The 17,728-nt window shown below is 64.1% G+C and carries 20 protein-coding genes; 13 read left to right on the top strand and 7 right to left on the bottom strand.

Features of this window, described 5'->3' with window-relative positions:
- Positions 1 to 427 precede the first annotated feature (427 nt).
- A complete protein-coding gene (locus ACFVJ5_RS00160; protein ID WP_379217565.1) occupies positions 428 to 1,903 on the bottom strand; it encodes a Fic family protein in 1,476 nt (491 codons plus the stop codon).
- A gap of 369 nt (positions 1,904 to 2,272) precedes the next feature.
- Positions 2,273 to 2,440, bottom strand: coding sequence for a hypothetical protein (locus ACFVJ5_RS00165; protein ID WP_379217567.1), 168 nt, complete (start codon positions 2,438 to 2,440; stop codon positions 2,273 to 2,275).
- Between the two features lie 298 nt (positions 2,441 to 2,738).
- Here ACFVJ5_RS00165 and ACFVJ5_RS00170 point away from each other — a divergent pair, with 298 nt between their 5' ends.
- Positions 2,739 to 2,918 (top strand): hypothetical protein, encoded by a 180-nt coding sequence (locus ACFVJ5_RS00170; protein WP_379217569.1) that lies wholly within the window; start codon positions 2,739 to 2,741, stop codon positions 2,916 to 2,918.
- Between the two features lie 345 nt (positions 2,919 to 3,263).
- Here the strand turns inward: ACFVJ5_RS00170 and ACFVJ5_RS00175 are convergent, their stop codons facing one another.
- The 3 genes from ACFVJ5_RS00175 to ACFVJ5_RS00185 all read right to left on the bottom strand — a co-directional run bounded on the left by ACFVJ5_RS00175 (position 3,264) and on the right by ACFVJ5_RS00185 (position 5,546).
- On the bottom strand, positions 3,264 to 4,025 hold the full coding sequence (locus ACFVJ5_RS00175; RefSeq protein WP_379217571.1) for a GntR family transcriptional regulator: 762 nt from the start codon (positions 4,023 to 4,025) through the stop codon (positions 3,264 to 3,266).
- Between the two features lie 69 nt (positions 4,026 to 4,094).
- Entirely contained in the window at positions 4,095 to 4,763 is a 669-nt protein-coding gene (locus tag ACFVJ5_RS00180) for a YdcF family protein (protein ID WP_379217573.1), read from the bottom strand.
- Positions 4,764 to 4,775: 12 nt separating this feature from the next.
- On the bottom strand, positions 4,776 to 5,546 hold the full coding sequence (locus tag ACFVJ5_RS00185; protein WP_379217575.1) for a GntR family transcriptional regulator: 771 nt from the start codon (positions 5,544 to 5,546) through the stop codon (positions 4,776 to 4,778).
- A gap of 209 nt (positions 5,547 to 5,755) precedes the next feature.
- Between ACFVJ5_RS00185 and ACFVJ5_RS00190 the strand changes: the two genes are divergently transcribed.
- From ACFVJ5_RS00190 to xerC, 12 genes are all read left to right on the top strand, one after another.
- Positions 5,756 to 6,196 (top strand): hypothetical protein, encoded by a 441-nt coding sequence (locus tag ACFVJ5_RS00190; RefSeq protein ID WP_379217577.1) that lies wholly within the window; start codon positions 5,756 to 5,758, stop codon positions 6,194 to 6,196.
- A complete protein-coding gene (locus ACFVJ5_RS00195; protein ID WP_379217579.1) occupies positions 6,193 to 6,468 on the top strand; it encodes a hypothetical protein in 276 nt (91 codons plus the stop codon). The genes ACFVJ5_RS00190 and ACFVJ5_RS00195 overlap by 4 nt, the downstream gene beginning before the upstream one ends.
- Before the next feature lie 2 nt (positions 6,469 to 6,470).
- Positions 6,471 to 7,076 (top strand): DUF2637 domain-containing protein, encoded by a 606-nt coding sequence (locus ACFVJ5_RS00200; RefSeq protein ID WP_379217581.1) that lies wholly within the window; start codon positions 6,471 to 6,473, stop codon positions 7,074 to 7,076.
- Between the two features lie 28 nt (positions 7,077 to 7,104).
- Entirely contained in the window at positions 7,105 to 7,281 is a 177-nt protein-coding gene (locus ACFVJ5_RS00205; protein ID WP_379217583.1) for a hypothetical protein, read from the top strand.
- Entirely contained in the window at positions 7,281 to 8,588 is a 1,308-nt protein-coding gene (locus ACFVJ5_RS00210) for an FtsK/SpoIIIE domain-containing protein (RefSeq protein WP_379217585.1), read from the top strand. Before ACFVJ5_RS00205 ends, ACFVJ5_RS00210 begins: the two co-directional genes overlap by 1 nt.
- Positions 8,585 to 8,905, top strand: a complete 321-nt coding sequence (locus ACFVJ5_RS00215) for a hypothetical protein (protein ID WP_379217587.1) — start codon at positions 8,585 to 8,587, stop codon at positions 8,903 to 8,905. Before ACFVJ5_RS00210 ends, ACFVJ5_RS00215 begins: the two co-directional genes overlap by 4 nt.
- Before the next feature lies 1 nt (position 8,906).
- Positions 8,907 to 9,101 (top strand): hypothetical protein, encoded by a 195-nt coding sequence (locus ACFVJ5_RS00220; protein WP_379217589.1) that lies wholly within the window; start codon positions 8,907 to 8,909, stop codon positions 9,099 to 9,101.
- Positions 9,098 to 9,775: a DNA methylase gene (locus ACFVJ5_RS00225; RefSeq protein WP_301906256.1), complete on the top strand. Its 678-nt coding sequence runs from the start codon at positions 9,098 to 9,100 to the stop codon at positions 9,773 to 9,775. The genes ACFVJ5_RS00220 and ACFVJ5_RS00225 overlap by 4 nt, the downstream gene beginning before the upstream one ends.
- Before the next feature lie 169 nt (positions 9,776 to 9,944).
- Positions 9,945 to 10,592 carry a hypothetical protein gene (locus ACFVJ5_RS00230; protein WP_379217591.1) on the top strand — a complete coding sequence of 216 codons (648 nt, stop codon included), beginning with the start codon at positions 9,945 to 9,947 and terminating at the stop codon, positions 10,590 to 10,592.
- A 144-nt stretch (positions 10,593 to 10,736) separates the two neighbouring features.
- Positions 10,737 to 12,404, top strand: coding sequence for a replication initiator (locus ACFVJ5_RS00235; RefSeq protein ID WP_379217593.1), 1,668 nt, complete (start codon positions 10,737 to 10,739; stop codon positions 12,402 to 12,404).
- A 13-nt stretch (positions 12,405 to 12,417) separates the two neighbouring features.
- Positions 12,418 to 12,642, top strand: coding sequence for a helix-turn-helix domain-containing protein (locus tag ACFVJ5_RS00240; RefSeq protein WP_379217595.1), 225 nt, complete (start codon positions 12,418 to 12,420; stop codon positions 12,640 to 12,642).
- Positions 12,643 to 12,929: 287 nt separating this feature from the next.
- Positions 12,930 to 13,763, top strand: coding sequence for a tyrosine recombinase XerC (gene xerC / locus ACFVJ5_RS00245; protein WP_379217597.1), 834 nt, complete (start codon positions 12,930 to 12,932; stop codon positions 13,761 to 13,763).
- A gap of 645 nt (positions 13,764 to 14,408) precedes the next feature.
- On the opposite strand, the gene ACFVJ5_RS00250 is transcribed toward xerC, so the two are convergent.
- Both ACFVJ5_RS00250 and ACFVJ5_RS00255 read right to left on the bottom strand, forming a co-directional pair.
- Complete coding sequence (locus tag ACFVJ5_RS00250) at positions 14,409 to 14,873, bottom strand: hypothetical protein (protein WP_379217599.1); 465 nt, start codon at positions 14,871 to 14,873, stop codon at positions 14,409 to 14,411.
- 642 nt (positions 14,874 to 15,515) lie between these two features.
- Complete coding sequence (locus tag ACFVJ5_RS00255) at positions 15,516 to 17,720, bottom strand: serine/threonine-protein kinase (RefSeq protein WP_379217601.1); 2,205 nt, start codon at positions 17,718 to 17,720, stop codon at positions 15,516 to 15,518.
- Between the last annotated feature and the right edge of the window lie 8 nt (positions 17,721 to 17,728).

Below are 17,728 nucleotides of genomic sequence, written 5' to 3' on the forward strand. Positions count from 1 at the left end.
ACGGGCTCCCTTTAAGTTTCACGGTTACGAGTAGTGATCGCAGTCGGTGTGCAGAGGTGGGGTGTAGGTCGTCGTGGCGCAGACTCGGCACGTGTGTGTTCGGTGGTGACCACCGCTCCGGAGGCAAGGCACCGCACCGACGAGCACCTGGCCTGGACCGAGCCGGTGACCGTTCGGGCAGTAGCGGGGAGCCGGTTCCGTCCAGCGCCCGTTGCGCAGGTAGAGCCGGCTCGATTCGCACATACGTTCGATTATCCACCGACCTCTCGGCAGATCCGATCCGGCCTCGGCCCAGTCCTCGGTAGCCAGTCGACCGGCAAGTAGCCGGCCTCTTTCTCTCGAACGTTGCTCCGGTCCTTCTGTCCGGAAATGGTTGTTCAGAATCCGAATCCGCGTCGGCGAAACAGCCCTTCCGGGTCCGTGAAGACTAGTCGAGATATCGCCCAGTCTCGCGCAGCCGCACGCTAACCGATTGCTGAAGGCGCTCCAGCATATCTGAGCACACAGCGTCAGCAAGGGTCTCCATACGAGAAATCGACGACGTTGAAATGGTCGGAAAGCAATCCTCGTATCGAAGCTTAATCACCGAGCCGATAATGCTCGTCGTAGATGGATACATGTCAGTAGTGGCAACTATCGCGAACGGAAACCTCTCTTCGCTAGCGCTGGACAGGCCCGCACCAATGATAGTAACCGCAGACAGGTCCATTAGATGACCTTCGACAACGAGTAGAAGCTCACGCCCTTCGGAGGTATTGGCGAAACTATGGGGCAGCCCACCTTCAACATCACTCGAAGTATATCCGGTGCTAATATAATTGCCCGTGCCGCCCGCTGTGCGATATGACAGAGATCCCTCGCTAGCCGAAACAAGCTTGTCCAGGCTCTTGTCGACCTTTTCGAAGAAGGCCCGCTTCAGTGAGACTAAAATTTGGCTCGCATCGGCGAATTCCACGGCGTCGTGGCGGCCGATCAGTCCCAAAAGCTCTCCGAGCCTCTGCTCAGGTTGCGGCCGGCTCCGCGCTGAAATGATCTGAGCCAGCTCGGACAATGTGGCAGACACCCTGTCGACAGTATCCTGAACGAACGGACCCAAGTCCCCGTCGTGGACAGCTTCTAACCCTTGCAGGTAGACATGCTTTCGATCTGCATAGACGACGAGGGGAACCTGGTAACCCCTCAGCAGAAAGAGTGACGCCAGCACGCGACACACCCTCCCATTGCCATCGTCGAACGGATGTATCTGAGCCAGCGAGAAATGCACATAAGCTGCCTGCAGAACGGCGGGAGCATCTTTGAATTCGGCTAGCTCGATTTGCTCGCAGAGGCGAACGATTTCGGCGATAACCATGTCCGGTGGGCAATACCTATGCACCTTGCCCGACCGCGTTCGGACGTAGTTCTCGTTTGATTTGAATTCACCATGCAGAAATGGTCTCTTGACGCGCCTTTCCTGGCCGCCAATTTGAATCACGCTGTCCAATTCGGCTTGCGACTTGCACGCGATGTTATGGATATCGCGGATTATCGACAACGTAATTGGGCGCCCTTCCAGAACCGCTTCCTCCGCGTACTCCAGTGCTGCCACCACGTCTTCAAATGCTTGGCGTACGGTCGTACCGCCGTCCTGCTCATCGAAGACTTCTTCCCAGCCGTCAGCCTCAATTGCCACCGTGCGACTCTCGCCCGGCCGAAGCACATATAGGTTCTCCAGCGCACCCGACTCGGCAGCAGATTCGCGTTGCACTTGACGAATCAGAGCCTCTCTGATTTCGGGCGTCGCATCATCGAATTGTTCTTTGAACTGCCTATGCGCAATCGTCAACTGGACATCGTTGAAGCTCGTCTCCAGCCAATCGCTAAAAGGTGCAATCGGCTGGTACGCATCGGTATCGGACACCATGATGCGCAGTCTAGGTGGCATTGGCCCTGTTCTGGGTTGGGTTGCACACACAGGGGCTGGCTCACCGCCTGCCCGATACGGCCTGCCTGTCACGCGCAGAGGCTCACAGGTCAAGGGTGGACTTGTCCATCAGCGCAGCTGACGCCATCGGCGCCCTTGAGGTGTGAGGGGCGCGGGATCACAATGCAGGCCAACCCAGAACAGGGCCACGCGGCCACCGGTCGCGATACCCCCGACCTCACCGCGGATTCCGTTCAGCAATTCGCCGGCCAGGAGTGCTGGACCTGGGGTCGACGTCGTTGGCGACCCGCTACCGGCTTCGTTGACGGCGCCAGGCGGTGAGAAAAGGGGGCCGAAGCCCCCTCCCGGTCAGCAGTCGAGGGCGGCGAGGGAACGTTCGGTGGTGAGGAAGGCGCGGTAGTGGGCGGGGCAGTAGGTGTAGGTGTCGGTGCGGTTCTGCCACTCGGACTCGGCGAGGTGGGTGGCGGGGTCGGTGCAGTCGCGGATGTCGCAGATCGTGGCGGGGGTGATGTTCATGGTCGGGGGCCTTCCGTGTCGGTGGGATCTGGGCTCGCCCGGACCAGGCCGCACCCGCTCCGGCAAGGGCTCACCGCCCGAGGGGGTCACCCGGCAAACCGCCCTGGTGAGATGAAACTCTGAAATCACGTCGCCGCGGGTGACCCCCTCGGGCGGTGACACCGCTTGGTCCTTGCCGGGGTGGGTGTGGTCTGGTACGCCATCGGCAGATTCTGCCGACACGGAAGGACCTCGACCATCACCCCCGGCACGATCTGCGGCATCGTCGCGAGTGCACCGACCCCGCCACCCACCGGAAGTGACCGAGTGGCAGAAGCGCACCTACACCTACACCGGTCACCTGCTACCGCGGATTCCGTTCAGCAATTCGTCGCACCTGGTGAGCGGCTTGGTGATCGGGACCCATGCCGCGGATTTCGGGTGGACTGGTGACGGCTCGATGACCGTCCACACAGGTTCGGCAGGCTGGGTCTTATGAGGCAATCGAGCGAAGCTCGTGCGGCAGCACCGTAGGGGAGTCGGCAGGCTGGTGGCCGTCGATCTGGGCATATGCCGGCCGAATCGGCTCGGGAATTCCGTTCAGCAATCCGCGACCTGGCTCTCGTCGGCCTCGTCCACTGCCGGGGTCGATGCTGTGGAGAGCTTCAGGAGTTCCAACGCCTGTTGACAGCGTGTGCTCGTCGCCGACGTGCCGACGCGCCGGGCGGTGAGGTACGAGCAAGCCCGTTGCGCGTCGTAGCGCGGCGGCGGCGCGCACGCGCCGCCGCAGGCGTCTTGACTCTATATAGCGAATTTCAGCAACAACTCCGTGAAGGTGGCTGGTTCAGACCTTCGGGTGTCGGATTTGGCTGATCCTGCCCTTGGTCAGGCCGAGGCGCTGAGCAATCTCGGTGGCGGTGACACCGGCTCTGTAGGCGTCTTCGATGGCAGCCTGACGGATGCTGGACAGCTCAGCTAGACGGATCTGATACTGAGTGCTCAGCTCGGTTGCGAGTTGGGCACGGCGAATTGGGTCGGCGATTGCGCGGATTCGTTCGGTCTCGCCGATCGCCCCTTCGGGCATGCCTGTGTGGTTGTCGTCCGGAAGCTGTTCGGCAACAAAGGCTCCCCGCCTTCGCACGGTTCGGACGAGCCCCCTCGACTTCAGTAGGCGAACTGCATCGCGGATGACGATGTTGGAAACGTCGTGGCGCTGAGCCATTTCAGCCTGACTGGGTAGCGGCGAGCTGGGGTTCAGTAAGCCTTCGTGAATCTGCCGCGTGTATTCATCAGCGATGCGTTCATAGGCAGGCTTGCGTGCAGCTCCGTCCTCGTGGATCTGTTCGACAGGCGCAGGATCAATGGTTGCGGTGCGCGGAGCTGTGACGATCCGGTGTGATCGGCTGCGTGCATGGACGTAGCCGTCGGCGATCAGTACCTGCATGGCCTCGGTGACTGTGCGTGGGCTAGCTCGCCAATGCGCTGAGAGTTCGCGAGTGGTCGGCAATAGCTGTCCATCGCGGAGGGTTCCACTGTCGATGTCGCCCTTGATCGCCCGAGCAATGCGGGTGTGTGCTAGGTCGGGCGGGGAATCAGGGTTGGACACGCGGCCTCCTCGGATGGCTGTGTCAGCTGAGTGTGCCACGCCTACAAGTGCATCGGGCGTGTGTGGAGCTCAAGCGGGAAGTAGCCGAGATGTGTACCCGGCGTGGACAAGTCGGGTGAACGACTCCATGACGTCGTCGGGTATATCTTGCTCGATCGCCCACCCCTGCTCGGGATACTTCCAGATTCGCTGCGTGTCGCCGACCAGCATGTCGATCACGCGTTCTGCGTCACCGATGGAGGCGATGTAGTCGTCCAGGGCGAGGGGCAACGACGAACAGATGACGTCGACCTCCGGCCACTGCTTGCGCAGAATCGCGTAGCTGCGGCGCTGTTGATAGGGCCGAGAGATCACGGTTACAGATCGGATCGCGTCGGCTAAGCCCTGGCTCTCCAGCACGTTTCGGGTGAACTGGATGTTCTCGGTGGTATTCGTTGCTCGCGGCTCGAGGATGATTGCCTCGGCGGGCACACCCCGTTCGATGGCATGTTCCCTGTAGTGCACGGCTTCCCCTCGCGGAAACCGTGCAACAGTCGTAGGCGCGTTCGCCCCGGTGAAGACAATGCGCGGGAACATGCCGGATCGGAACAGGTCTGCTGCGTGGGTGGCAACGCCCAAATCATGGCTGCCGAGGCCGATGCCGACGTCGGTCGGTCGAATGTCATGGTGGAGTTGGTTGTACTGCCACAGCGTTTCGACATCGGGCCGAACCGCGGCGGGATAGGCGGTTGTCGGCATCGGCGGCACCTCTCAGTCGGGCAGCTTGAAGTCGTACGTCCACGAGAACCTGGAAGCCGCGTGGACGCCGCGAGCGAACTCGATCAGAACATCCTCGGCGGTATAGGTCTGTCGAACAAGGATCATCACCGGTTCGCCGGACGGCAATTCCAACTTTTTGGTCTCTTCGGGCGTCGGCATGCGCGCAGAGATCGTCTCGGTCATGTGGTCGGGCTCGTATCCCTGCAGGGTGAGGACCGCGAACCCGCCGCCCCGTCCAGCGGGACCTGCGGCCGGGTCGACGAGCGGCGTTCCCTCGACATGCTCGGGGAGGTAGTAGCTGGTGAGTGTGTGCGTTGGTCGGCCTGCATCGCTCACCGTGCGGGCACGTTCGTACACGTTGGTACCCGCCGGGATTCCATATGCCTCGGCGACGTCGGCATCAGCCTCGATCAACTGGACGGTGTTCGTCTGGTCCGTCAGTTTCCACGGTCGGCCAGACGCCTCACGATCCGCAACGAAGGCGACCGTGTCGCCGAACTTCCACTTCCTCTTGGCGTAACGCTCGGTACCGAGACGTCGCATCGGGGGATGCTCACGGACCACGGTGCCCCGGCGCCGGATCGGTGTAACCAAGCCTTCGCTCTCGAGTAGCCCGACAGCCTGGCGGACCGTCTTCACGTTCACGCCGTACTGCTCTGCCAGTTCGCCCTGCTTCGGCAGGTTGGATCCTGGCTGATACTCGCCTGCCTTGATCGCGTCCCGCAGCGTCGCCGCGAGCTCCCGATATCCGGTCGTGCCCATGGGCCGTCCCTTCTCCTCGACTGTGTAGTCGGCTCGTCAATTAAGAGTAGCCATAAGTGTGCAGGCAGGGTCCGACACGCAATAGAAGTGGTTCTATTGACAGCTAGTGTCTGCTGATGTCCAATAGAGGTGGTTCTAATCACAGATACGACCACCTACCGCCGGGCGCACCGCTCGCCCCCGGCCTACCGACACAGGAGTTGATTCCAATGGCACTCAAGGACATGTGGATTCCGACCGATTTCCGTTCCGTCTTCCCGAAGGGCGTGTTGCTGCTCGGCGACATCGAGGCGCAGACCGAGTTCAGTGAGGATCGCAGCGCGCCGAAGCGTCAGTCCCTGGACTTCGACCGTGACGGCAACGGCTCGGGTAAACGGCTGTGGAAGGCCACGATCATGGATCGGGCCGGCGGCCGGGCGAACCAGGCCGGTTTCGACATCACCTTCGTCGCTGACGTGATGCCGGTCCCTTCGGAGGACGAGGTCATGGAGGGCCTGCGCCCGATCGAGCTGGATGGGCTGTTGATCAAGCCCCGTGTGGTCGGTAACGGCCAGTTCAAGTCGATCGGCTTCTACATCCGCGCTACCGGGATCAAGGGCGACAACTCCGGTGCCAGGGTCAACAACCGCGCCGCAGACAAGGCCGCGTGATCGCCATGTCCTACATCAACATGAACTCCGGCGAGATCGCCACTGTCCAGGCCGACTACGTTCCGGCGACACCGCATGAGGTCGTCCGCGTGGTTCCCGCCAGTGTCCGTCTGAGCCTGCGCGACAGTGACGGGTCACCGACCGCGACCGTGTTCCTCGATATGGACCTCGTTCGTCAGCTGGCCGAGTCGCTGCCGGACCTGGTCATGACCCACGACGCCGAGGAGCAGTTCACCAAGGCGCAGGCCAAAGCCAAGGCTGAGGCGGCGTAGCGATGGACACGGCGGATCAGCAGTCCTCGGGAATGCGGTGGGCTCGCTGGTCCGCCGTCCTCGTCCTCATCGGCATCGGTGCTGCCGCGTTCGTGTTGTCGTTCGCGGCGTTGCAAGACCTCGCGATCATGGGCGGCACCCCCCGCGGTTTGGCGTGGCTGTTCCCGGTGATCGTGGACGGCACCATCATCCAAGCCACCATGGCCGTGATCGCCCTGCCACCGAAATCGGCTGAGCACACATGGTTCTCATGGATTCTGGTCGGCGGGGCCGCGGTCTCGGTTACGAGCAACTCGGTACACGCCTACCTGACCGGCCACAGCTGGGGCGGTGCCCTGTTGGCAGCGATTCCTCCGCTGGCTCTGCTGATCGACACTCACGGGCTGGTCCTGCTTCGACGTGCGGCACAACACGATTCGGTGCCCGCGGTCGTGGTCGAGACGGCACCCACCAGCACCGCTGACGCCGACGCGTCGAACCTGGCGTCGATGGTCGCAGCTTCGACTCCCGCCCCGGCTTCTGCGCCGGTGCGCACCTTCCACTCTCCTCCGCGCACGGTTGCTCCGTTGCTGCCTGTCGCGGTCCCGATCCCTACAGGGGGCAACTGAAATGTCTGACAACTCGTTCATGTCCGTCATGGCTTCGACCTACGACAACACGGTGGAGGTGGCCTACCGGGAGTGCATCGGCCTCGTCACCGTTGAGATTGGTCGGGGCCAGCTGTTCTTGACCCCGGCCGATGCCGCTGTCGTCGCGGAGAAGCTTCTGGCCGCGCTCGATGTGTACGCCTCGACGTTGCGGGCGGTGGCGTGATGGTCACGACCATTGTCGCGCTCTCGACGGTCCTCGCGGCCGGTGTGCTGCTGTGGTGGCGTCACCTCGACGGCGTCATCCTTCCCGGCCGCGAGGCTGATCCCCTCGCCGGGGTGCCGGCCGAATTGCGTACCGCCGCGCTGATCCTCACCGACGCCCGACAGTTGTCGTTGATGTGGCCGGTGCTCGGTCTGGGCTCGGACGGGAACTGGCCGAACGTGTTGTCGGCGGAACTGATCGAGTCCGGCGCCGTGATCGACGTGCAGATGGTCGGCGGGCAGAAGCTCACCGATTGGACCAACGACGAGACCACCGACGCACTCGCTCAGTACCTCGGCGTCCCGAAAGTCCTGGTGTCCCAGACTTCGCCGGGTTTCCTGCGGGTGGAACTGCGCACCTTCGACACCCTCGCCGCCTCGATCACCGCGCCCGGTGTGGCCTCGACCGGTGTCGATCTGGAAGCGGTCGCGGTCGGGGTGCGTGAGGACGGGCGAACCTGGCTGTTGCGTGTGCTCTACGCCCACATCCTGCTCGCCGGGGCGACCGGTTCGGGTAAGGGCTCGGTGCTCTGGTCGATCATCAACGGCGTCGGACCAGCGATCAAAGCCGGGTTCGTGGATGTGTGGATGGCAGATCCCAAGGGCGGCATGGAATTCGGTCGCGGCGCCCGAATGTGGGTGCGGTTCGAATGGTCCGCTGACGGGATCCTGGCGATGCTCACCGAAGCCGTCCGGGTCATGGATGAGCGCTCGGATCGCCTGCGTAGTGCCGGTGTCCGCAAGTGGTATCCCTCCACCGATGAACCGCTGATCCTGATCGTCATCGATGAGGCCGCGGCGCTGTCGTCGTACGCGACTCGTGAGCAGCAGGAACAGTTCCGCCAGTTCACCGGCCTGTTGTTGTCGAAGGGTCGTGCGGTCGGTGTCTCAGTGATCGCGGCGTTGCAGGACCCGTCGAAAGAGACGATGCCCAACCGGCAACTGTTCCCGGTTCGGGTGGGTCTGCGTCTGGACGAGCCGACACAGACCGCGATGGTCCACGGCCAAGGCGCGAAAGACCGCGGGGCGCTGTGCCACGAGATCCCCGACACCACACCCGGTGTCGGCTACGTCGGCGAAGACGGCACCACCGAGTTCGTCCGGGTCCGCGCGTTCTGGATCTCCGACGAGCAGGTCGACGCGATCGTCGATGCCTACTCCCCGGTCCCGATGGCCCCTCCGGCTCCCGTGGATGACGATTTCGACCCGACCACTTTCGACCCCGACCACATCCCCGGTGAGGACGACGGGCAGGGGTGGGCGGCATGAAACGCGGACTGGTCACCGAATCCCACGTCGTCATCTACTGCGACTGCTGCGGAGACGTTTTCAACCCCTCCTCCGGTAGCCCGATCTGCTTCATGACGACCAACGAAGCGATCGAGTTCATCGCCGCCGATACCGCTGCCGGGTGGGACTACGACGGCGACACCGTCCGCTGCGACGACTGCGCCGCCGCGCAACACTGCCGCGTCCACGGACACGAACTGGTCCTCGACGGTACCTGGGCAGAACTGGTCACCGGCCCCTACGTCTGCTCGATGTGCGGGCTCCTCGAATCCGACATTCCTGAACTGGAGAACTGACATGGCCCGCAAGAACACCGCCCGCACCGACAACGGTCTCGCCGACGTCATCGACTTCCAAGCCCGCAGCCGTTGCCGCTCGGAAGCCCGCGGCCTCGACTCAATCGCCGTGGCGGTGACGATGCTCGCCGAGACCGGCACCGCCCCGGCATGGGACGACTACGACGATCTCGCCGGTTGGGATGACGCGGCATGAACAGCTCATCTCGTCCCCGCCTGCTGGACCTGTATTGCAAGGCCGGTGGCGCTTCCATGGGCTACCACCGCGCAGGCTTCGATGTGACCGGTGTCGATATCGAGCCGCAGCCGCGGTATCCGTTCACCTTCGTTCAGGGCGACGCGCTGGAATTCTTGACCGCTCACGGCCACGAGTTCGACGCCATCGCCGCGTCTCCGCCCTGCCACGATCACACCCCGTTGTCTTCTCGTGCCGGGGTCAACGGTTCGGGGTGGTTGCTCGGCGCGACCTTGGACCTGCTCGCCGCTCAGCCGGTGCCGTGGGTGGTGGAGAACGTGATGGGTGCGGATATGCGCGCTGACGCGGTGCTGTGTGGGTCGATGTTCGGGCTACGGACCTACCGGCACCGCAAGTTCGCCATTGATACCCGGATCCCGTGGTTGCCCGCGGTGCCGTGGCATCCGGCCCATACCGCCCGCACTTCGACCAAGAAGCGTCGCCGCGACTTCGACGCCGGCATGAATATCTCGATCACCGGCGATGTCGGTTCCTGGCTGGGTCCGGCGTGTATGGGCATCGACTGGATGACCGGTTCCGAACTGGCCCAAGCGATCCCGCCCGCCTACACCCATCACCTGGGCCTGCACTTGCTCGACCACCTCGACAACACCACCGGCCTGGAGGCGGCATGAACACCGGCGACACTCCCAAACCTGTTCGTAGACAACCGAACCCGGTTGTACGAGCCGCTGCGGCCAGGACCCGCAAGCGACGCAAGAGGATCGTCACCTTGCCGACCGATCCCACGCCGGGACAACTTCCGCTTTTCCCCGTATCCGACCTCGATCCGGAGGCCAACCGATGAACACAACCACCACCACGACCACCACGCATGACCCGGCGGGCGAAGTTCTCGACGCTGTACTCACCGGCGCCGGTCGACTGCTGCTGTCGGTGTTCACCCTGGCTTGGTGGGCAATCCTGTTCCCGATGGTCTCAGTGCCCGCCGGCCTCTCTGCCGCGGTTGGTTGGTTCTACGGCTGGCCGTGTGGGGTCGGGGTGGCCGGTGGGGCAGTCGCGGGGATGGTGCTGTGGCGAGTATCGAGCCCGCAGACCTTCGAGCGCTGGCTCACCGGTCGCATCCGATCCCGATTCCTGACCTGGTTCCGCTACGGCCGCCGCTGGACCACCATGACCACCGCCTGCGGCCTGTCCACCCGTGACGGCGATCGGACGTTGATCCCGCGGCTTGTCTCCGTCGAGATCGGTGAATCTCTCGACAGGGTCCGTGCCCGGATGTTGCCCGGTCACTGCCCCGATACCTGGATTCACCGCGCCGACCACTTCGCCCATGGCTTCGGCGCCCAAAAGGCCAAAGTCGCCCTGGTCGGTCCGGGCCTGGTCGAGATCACCTTCCGCCGCACCGATTCCCTCGCTGACCCGGTCGTGGTGCCGTTCGAATCGATGGCCGGATTCAACACCATCCCGTCCACCCGCAAAGCCGCATGACCCACACCCACCACCACGATCGAGAGAGGCCGCACCATGTCTGACAACACCACCGGAACGGCTTCTCTCGGCCGTCCACAGCGCTCCACAGCCCCGATCGTCGGGCTTTCCCCTCAGCGGGAAACCGCTGCCGACCGGCGTGCGATGCCTGATATCACCGACATCGCCCAGCACGCGGCCGAGAAGGAGGGGGTGTGTGCTCGCGTCGTGCCGATGCGGGCGTTCGACCCGATCACCTCGCGGACCTCCTACGTCGGTGCTCCGTGCAAGGCGACCGTGGCGAGTACCTGCCCGGCCTGTGCCAAGACGAACAAGTACCTGCGCGTGACCCAGCTGCGCGAAGGCTGGTGCGCTGAACACGAACCCGTCGACGAGCAACCCGTCGTCACCCAAGCGCAGCAGGACGTGTTGGCTGCTCGCGCGACACTGTTCAACGACTACAAAGACGCTCGCCGTGAAGGAGACGGCGAACTCGCCGACTCGATTCGGGCTCTGGTGGCCGACCTCGACACCGAGCTGCGTGAACTCGGTGTACGTGGCCGTCTCCCCGCTCTGGACGCCAGGCCCCGCCGCAAAGCCAAGTCCACCCGCCGTCGTGACGATCTGCCGGACCTGCCGCGTCTGAAGGTCGACAAGTCCCTCACGATCGGGCAGGCATACGCCGACGGCAAGCACCGCCCTTCGACGTTCTTCACGCTCACCCTGGACTCGTTCGGTCGGATCAACCAGGTGTGGGACTCCAAGGCGGGCAAAGACGGCAAGGGCGCCATGGTCTCCGACGGCTCCCCGCGTGACCCGGAGTCCTACGACTACGCCCGCCAAGCCCGCGACACCATCCACACGTCCAAGCTGTTCTCCACGTGGATCGAGAACCTTCGCCGGGCGGTCGGCTGGAATGTCCAGTACTTCGCCACGGTCGAGCCGCAGCGCCGGGCCGCTCCGCACCTGCACGTGGCGTTGCGTGGCTCGTTCTCCAAGAAGCTGCTGACTCAGGTCACAGCGGCGACCTACCGCACCATCTGGTGGCCCCACTTCGACAAGCCTGTCTATGACGAAGGTCGGATGCCGGTGTGGGACTACGACGCCGGCACTTTCACCGACCCCCGCACCGGTCGACCGCTGACGTACTGGGATGACGCGTTGGCGGTGATGGACGAGGTGGACGACCTCGATCCCGCGCACACGCTCAAGTTCGGAGCGCAGTCCAAGCCTGTTCAGATCCTGGCCAATACCGACAGCATGGAATACAGCGTCCGGTATCTGACCAAGTACCTGACCAAGGGCCTGGGCGAACTGCTCACCCCTGGTTCGCGTCGGGTGGCCGAGCATTACGACCGTCTTCACGCCGAACTGAGCGTGACTCCGTGCTCGGAAAAATGCGGGGTGTGGCTGATCTACGGCGTCGTTCCCCGCGGCGCGACCGAGAACACCCAACCGGGCAAGTGCAACAAGAAAGCCCACCGGCGCGACACCCTGGGTCTGCCTGGTCAGCGTTGCTTGGTCTCGAGGAACTGGACGGGCAAGACCCTGCCTGACCACAAGGCCGAACGGCTCGAATTCGTGCGCCAGTACCTCGCGGCCGTGGGCATCGTCATGGCCGATACCTCGCACCTGCGGATCACTCCGGTACGTCCGGGTGACAAGGACGCGCCTCCTCGCGCGCAACTGGTCATGAACCTGGTCACGCGCCGGATGAACGAACGCGCTCAGTACGTGATGGCCCGTCTCGCGCAAGACGAGGGACCACCAGGCAGTTCACGTGAACCCGTTGAACAACAACAGCTTTCAGCCATTCAGCAATCCGCAGCATAGGGAGGAAATAGTGATGACATCCGACAGTGACGGGGAGTATCTGACGGTCGAACAGGCCGCCGAATACCTCGGCACAGGGGTTCGGTTCATTCGTCGGATCGTGGGGGAGCGGCGGGTGGTGTTCTACAAGGTCGGGAACTACGTGCGATTCAAGCGCTCGGACCTGGAAGCCTTTGCGCAGGCCGGCCGTGTCGATCCGGTCGTGGTGCGTTGGAGTGGCGGAAAGGCGGTGGCTTGATGTCGCGCAGACGGTTCGGCAAGGTGCGCAAGTTGTCATCGGGTCGATTTCAGGCGTCGTTCATCGGCCCGAACGGAATGCGGAACAACGCGCCGAACACCTTTCGTACCAAGACCGATGCAGATCGTTGGTTGGTCAAGGTGGAGGCAGATATCAGCCGGGGGACTTGGCTCGATGAACAACTCGGGCTGCAACGGTTCGAGGACTACGCCTCGGATTACCTGCGAGACAACCCGGATGTCGGTAGGCGGTGGGAAGAGACTTGTCGGCGCAATATGCGGCTGCACATGACGGACCTGTTGGAAAAACCGCTGATCGCGATCACTCCGCCGGTGGTGCGTAGCTGGCACGCAAAAGCGCTGGCGGGCAACGGTGGTCGGACTTCGATCGCTCAGTCCTACCGGTTCCTGCGGACGGTGATGAACTGCGCGAAAGCGGACGGAGCTATCGCGGTGAACCCGTGCTCGGTCAAGGGCGCCGGATCGGACCGGGCGAAGGAACGCGGCGTCGCCTCGCCGGTGCAAGTAGCCGACCTGGTGGACAACATCACTCCCCGGTATCGGGCGGCGGTACTCCTGGCGGCATGGTGCGGTCTTCGTCGCGGCGAGATTACCGGTCTCGCGGTGGAAGATCTGGATCTCGAGGACAACAAGGTGTGGATCCGGCGCAATCGCGTAGAGCTGCTGGAGTCCAATGAGGCGTTCGACAAGGACCCCAAGACCGATGCCGGGAAACGGTCCGTATCCATCCCGCCTCATCTGCGGCCGTACCTCGTCGTGCACCTCGGCAAGTGGGCCGGTGAGAAGTGGTTGTTCGTCGGCCAGGACGGGGAAAGGATGCGGGGCAACGCCATCTATCAGGCTTTCGTGCGGGCCAGAAAGCGCGTCGGAGTGGCGATCAGCTTTCACGATCTACGCCACACCGGGCAGACGTTGGCGGCCAGTACCGGCGCGACACTGGCCGACCTGAAGAAGCGACTTGGACACGCCTCCACCGCCGCGGCGAACAGATACATGCACGCCGTGGACGGGCGCGACGAAGAAGTTGCCGCGGAACTGAGCAGGCTCGCGGCTAGGGGAAACGCCGTGCAATTGCCTCGAACGATCGTCGTCAAGCACTGAGCTCGTAGGGCACGCCGGGGGCGCGAAACCGTGAACGCGCCCTCTGACCTGCGACTCTGTGCCCGCCTCACACGCGGAAGGTCGCTGGTTCGAAACCAGCTGGGACCACCAGAAGGTGCAGGTCAGAGCATTTTCGGTGATGGCCGTGCAATATACGTGCAATAGCGTTCAGTGTCCGGGGCTTCGACGCTGACGGACAGGGTAACCGAACGCGGTCGATAAACCCACCGAGGTGTGGTACCCGTCACAATCGCTCTCGCCTGCCCGCTCCGCGCGGTGGATCAAGCTCGGCAACTTCAGCCGACGAACTGGTGCAAATCAGCCCAATCGCGTGGCGGAATACGTTGTATCCCAACGTATTCCGGCGGATTTGCCACATCGCTGCGTTGATGTCTTCGATTTCTATCCGGATCTGCTTCTCGGAACCCTCCGTCGAGCGACGGCACGCCGACTCAACGTGCTGGTCGCAGGCCTTCCTGGGGTCTGTTGGCTTGAAACCAGCTGGGACCACGGATCATGGCTGGTCGGGCATGTTTTTCGTGGCGGGCAACCGTTTTCGTGCAAAACGAGAAGGATCGCTGCCCGCGGACCCGTGGTGTCCAGAATTTGGTAGGAGATATGGAACCGCACGGTATGTGATTGCAGTCATGGCACCTGAGTTGCTGCGACCCCGGAATCTTCCTTGCGCGCGCGGGTCGGAGGCTCTGAGCTCCGGGTAAGCGGGATCGAGATGAACCGTGTAGGTACGACGAACCGGTCGAACGCCCGCGCCACCGCCCAGCCCGCCCCGCCATGCTCGAGACCCGGGAGGGGTGCGCCTGGACCGATGTGCTCGGTCGCCACCGTGACGGTGGCGGCCAGGTGGGCGCGGACCGCGGCGAGGTCGGTCAGCACGGTGTCGAGGGTGGCCAGCGCGTGGGTACCGAGGTCGGCGCGGGTGGCGGGCGCCAGTGTGGTCCACCTGCCGTGTCCGGCCCGCTGGTCCAACGGGACTCTGAGGAAGTCGAGGAAATGCACGATCAGCTCGCACCTGCGGGCGATCGCGCGCCGGTCGCGGTACTTGCCCTCCACCGCCGTGGTGCGGCAGGCCATGAGCTCTCGCTCGCTCACTCGGGAGCTGCGGCGCGATCGACGGCCAGGAAAACCGGGATTTGGTTGGCGGCGAACGGGTTCGGGTGCGCCGTCGTGGTGTCACTGGGACGTTCGGCGCTGAACAGCGGCACCGATGCGGGCTGGTCCGGTACGGTTCGGTCATAGTCGTTCCCCTGAATGGTTGGCTGAGCTGCGGTTTCGGCGAGCGTAGCGGTGGCACCGACCGTTTCCCCCGGTCGCCACACTCATTTGGACACGAAAACTGCCCGCGAGCAGGGGATTTCGTGGGTACGTGTCCGATAGTCGACAGTAGCCGGGACCTGCACTAGGCAAGCCGACAGATGACAGCGATGGCGTCGTGGTGAATTCACCACGGTCGAGCCGACCGAGGCCGCCGCCGAGCGGTTCAACGACCGGATCGACGACGCCTTCGCCCCGACCGTCTGGGCGACCGGCTGCCAGAGCTGGTACCGCGACGTCGCGGCCTGCCGACGGTGTGGCCCTGGAGCTCTGCCGCGCACCGCCGCCTCATGCGGCGGGCACCGAACGACGCGGACTACCTGTTCGACGGTGCGCGACACCTCTATGGAGTGTTTCGAAGCTCGAAGTCGACCGACGGACCGGCCGGACAGACGGATCCAGGTCGCCATGGGTTGATCGCTAGACCACCCGGCTGAGCGCGCGCAGGTCCGCGTCCAGCTTCCGGAACAACCAATACACGGCGACGAAGGCGAGCCCGGCGGCCGCGCACAGCCCCAGCACCGAATCGCGCACGAGCCACAGCTCCTCGGGTTCGAGAAAGCTGAATCCGGCCAGCACCCCGACCACCGGTACTGACGCCGTCACCGCGAGGTAGACCGTGGTTCTCCGGCGCAGCCAGCGCAAGTCGGCGGAGTCGCGCTCCGTCGTGCGCCCGTGGCGCAGGTAGCGGGGGTAGACGCAGCGGACGAGATAGAACGTGGAAAGGAAGAAGGTGTAGGCGACCGAGATGGTGCCCGCAACCAGAACAGTCATCGCCGCATGGACCTGCAGCCGCACTGGAAGGTCGGTGAACCAGCGCAGCAGCAGCACGGCCGTCACGGTGGCGAGAAGCGCGGACAGCAGGGTGTTGAGCGCACAGAGGTCGCCCCACAGTAGTGTCCGAGACCGCACCCGCGCGAGCCTTGCCTCTTCGTAGCGTCTGCCCTTGCGCAAGCCGCGAAGAACCGCCAGCTGATCACGTGAAATGTAGACGTACAGGACGACGGCCAGCAGAAAGCCACAGAGGATGCACACCATCACGCCCCTGTTGATCTGCGCGTTCGTGGCAGCGGGGAGGCGCTCCCTGATCAGTTCCTGGGCGTGCACAGCCAGGTACACCGTAGCCAGGCCGACACCGACCATCGACGACAGCCAGAGGACGAGGGTGGGCCATCGCGACAGTCGCGTTCGCCAACTGTCCGGCGGCGGATCGACGAGGTCGCGGGCCCTCTTCTCGAGGCACAGGTCGAACTGCTGGGCCAATTCCGAACCGGACGAATAGCGGTCCTCGCGGTCGGGCGACAGGCATTTCAGGAGCACGCGGCGCAGCGCCATGGGGCAATCCGACGGAAGCTCCGACAAGAATGCCGCCTCTACCGGCCGGCGCCGCAATTCGAGCATGCGGGCCAGCGACGTCTCGGACTCGCCCGCGGACGTCTCGTCGGGGAAGGGCCGCCGCCCCGTGAGCAATTCCCACAGCATCACGGCCAGCGCGAAGATGTCGCTGCGAGTATCGAGATCGAAAGCGGTCGCGGGCAGGTCCGGATGGCAGGCTTCGAGCTGTTCGGGCGACATGTACGCCAGGGATCCGCCGAAGTAGGCCAGGGGGCTGGTGCCCTTGACGCGTTGGCTGAAGCTGACGTTGAAGTCGGCCAACTTCGGCACTCCCTCGGCGCTCAGCAGCACATTCGCGGGCTTGATATCTCGATGCAGCACCTCTCGATCGGACGCGTGCTGCAGCGCGTCCGCGAGTCGGCGACCCAGCCAGGCGACGGTCTCCGGCCAGGTCAGTGCCGCGGTCCTGGTCCGGATCGCCGATTCGGTAGGCCGGACCTCACCCTTCTCGGCGAGTACCTCGTCGACGGCGTCGAGCAGCAGTTGCCCACTGTGGCGTTCCGACGGCGTCGAGCGCAGCAACCGCAGCACGTCGAGCAGCGTCCCGCCCGGCAGGTACTGCATGTAGAGCAGCTTCAGCTGGCCATCGGCGATGAGCCGCTGGTCGAAGATGCGCACGATGTATTCGTGGTCCAGCTGGGCGAGAGTCTGCGGCTCGATGCCGTGGTTGTGGGAGATCTTGACCGCGACGAGTCGCTGCATCGATTGTTGCCGAGCGAGATAGACCTGGGCGAAGGCGCCGGCGCCGATCCTCATCAGGAGGTCGAAGTCGTCGACGTGGTCGCCCACATCGATGGCGTCGAGTAGAACCTGCGCGCCGGGACGAGCGATGATCGTGCTGTGGTAGTCGCTCGTGGGCTCGGGGCCGGTCGCCGCCGCGGTCATCGCATCGGCGGTGGGAGCCGCATCGGTTGCCCCCGATCCGCGGCGCACGGCATGGAATTCTTCGTAGACGAGCTCGGCGGGCAGCGGACCGTCGCGCAGCTCGGCGAATTCCGCGCGGTATTCGATCAGTCGTTTGGGAAAGTGATACCGAAGCCAGCGGTATTCGAGGTCGATCTTGATCAGTTCGATCAGGACGGTGCGCCGCGCCGCCGGTTCCGCGGGTAGCAACGCCGAGAGGTCGGGTGGAGAACCGGACGTCCAAGCCTGCGAGAGCAGCGCCACGGCACTGGCGAGCGTGGTGCGGGTTCGTTCGGCTGAATCGACCAGGTCGATCGGCTCGGACATCGGTAGCT

Origin of the sequence: Nocardia sp. NPDC127606 (assembly GCF_042671725.1) — a bacterium.
In the GTDB taxonomy this organism is placed as follows: Bacteria; Actinomycetota; Actinomycetes; order Mycobacteriales; family Mycobacteriaceae; genus Nocardia.

Coding starts and splice junctions, on each gene's coding strand:
- ACFVJ5_RS00160 (WP_379217565.1), bottom strand. CDS start 1,903: ATGGTGTCCGATACCGATGCGTACCAGCCGATTGCACCTTTTAGCGAT.
- ACFVJ5_RS00165 (WP_379217567.1), bottom strand. CDS start 2,440: ATGAACATCACCCCCGCCACGATCTGCGACATCCGCGACTGCACCGAC.
- ACFVJ5_RS00180 (WP_379217573.1), bottom strand. CDS start 4,763: ATGCCGACAACCGCCTATCCCGCCGCGGTTCGGCCCGATGTCGAAACG.
- ACFVJ5_RS00185 (WP_379217575.1), bottom strand. CDS start 5,546: ATGGGCACGACCGGATATCGGGAGCTCGCGGCGACGCTGCGGGACGCG.
- ACFVJ5_RS00190 (WP_379217577.1), top strand. CDS start 5,756: ATGGCACTCAAGGACATGTGGATTCCGACCGATTTCCGTTCCGTCTTC.
- ACFVJ5_RS00200 (WP_379217581.1), top strand. CDS start 6,471: ATGGACACGGCGGATCAGCAGTCCTCGGGAATGCGGTGGGCTCGCTGG.
- ACFVJ5_RS00205 (WP_379217583.1), top strand. CDS start 7,105: ATGGCTTCGACCTACGACAACACGGTGGAGGTGGCCTACCGGGAGTGC.
- ACFVJ5_RS00210 (WP_379217585.1), top strand. CDS start 7,281: ATGGTCACGACCATTGTCGCGCTCTCGACGGTCCTCGCGGCCGGTGTG.
- ACFVJ5_RS00215 (WP_379217587.1), top strand. CDS start 8,585: ATGAAACGCGGACTGGTCACCGAATCCCACGTCGTCATCTACTGCGAC.
- ACFVJ5_RS00220 (WP_379217589.1), top strand. CDS start 8,907: ATGGCCCGCAAGAACACCGCCCGCACCGACAACGGTCTCGCCGACGTC.
- ACFVJ5_RS00225 (WP_301906256.1), top strand. CDS start 9,098: ATGAACAGCTCATCTCGTCCCCGCCTGCTGGACCTGTATTGCAAGGCC.
- ACFVJ5_RS00230 (WP_379217591.1), top strand. CDS start 9,945: ATGAACACAACCACCACCACGACCACCACGCATGACCCGGCGGGCGAA.
- ACFVJ5_RS00235 (WP_379217593.1), top strand. CDS start 10,737: ATGCCTGATATCACCGACATCGCCCAGCACGCGGCCGAGAAGGAGGGG.
- ACFVJ5_RS00240 (WP_379217595.1), top strand. CDS start 12,418: ATGACATCCGACAGTGACGGGGAGTATCTGACGGTCGAACAGGCCGCC.
- xerC (WP_379217597.1), top strand. CDS start 12,930: ATGACGGACCTGTTGGAAAAACCGCTGATCGCGATCACTCCGCCGGTG.
- ACFVJ5_RS00255 (WP_379217601.1), bottom strand. CDS start 17,720: ATGTCCGAGCCGATCGACCTGGTCGATTCAGCCGAACGAACCCGCACC.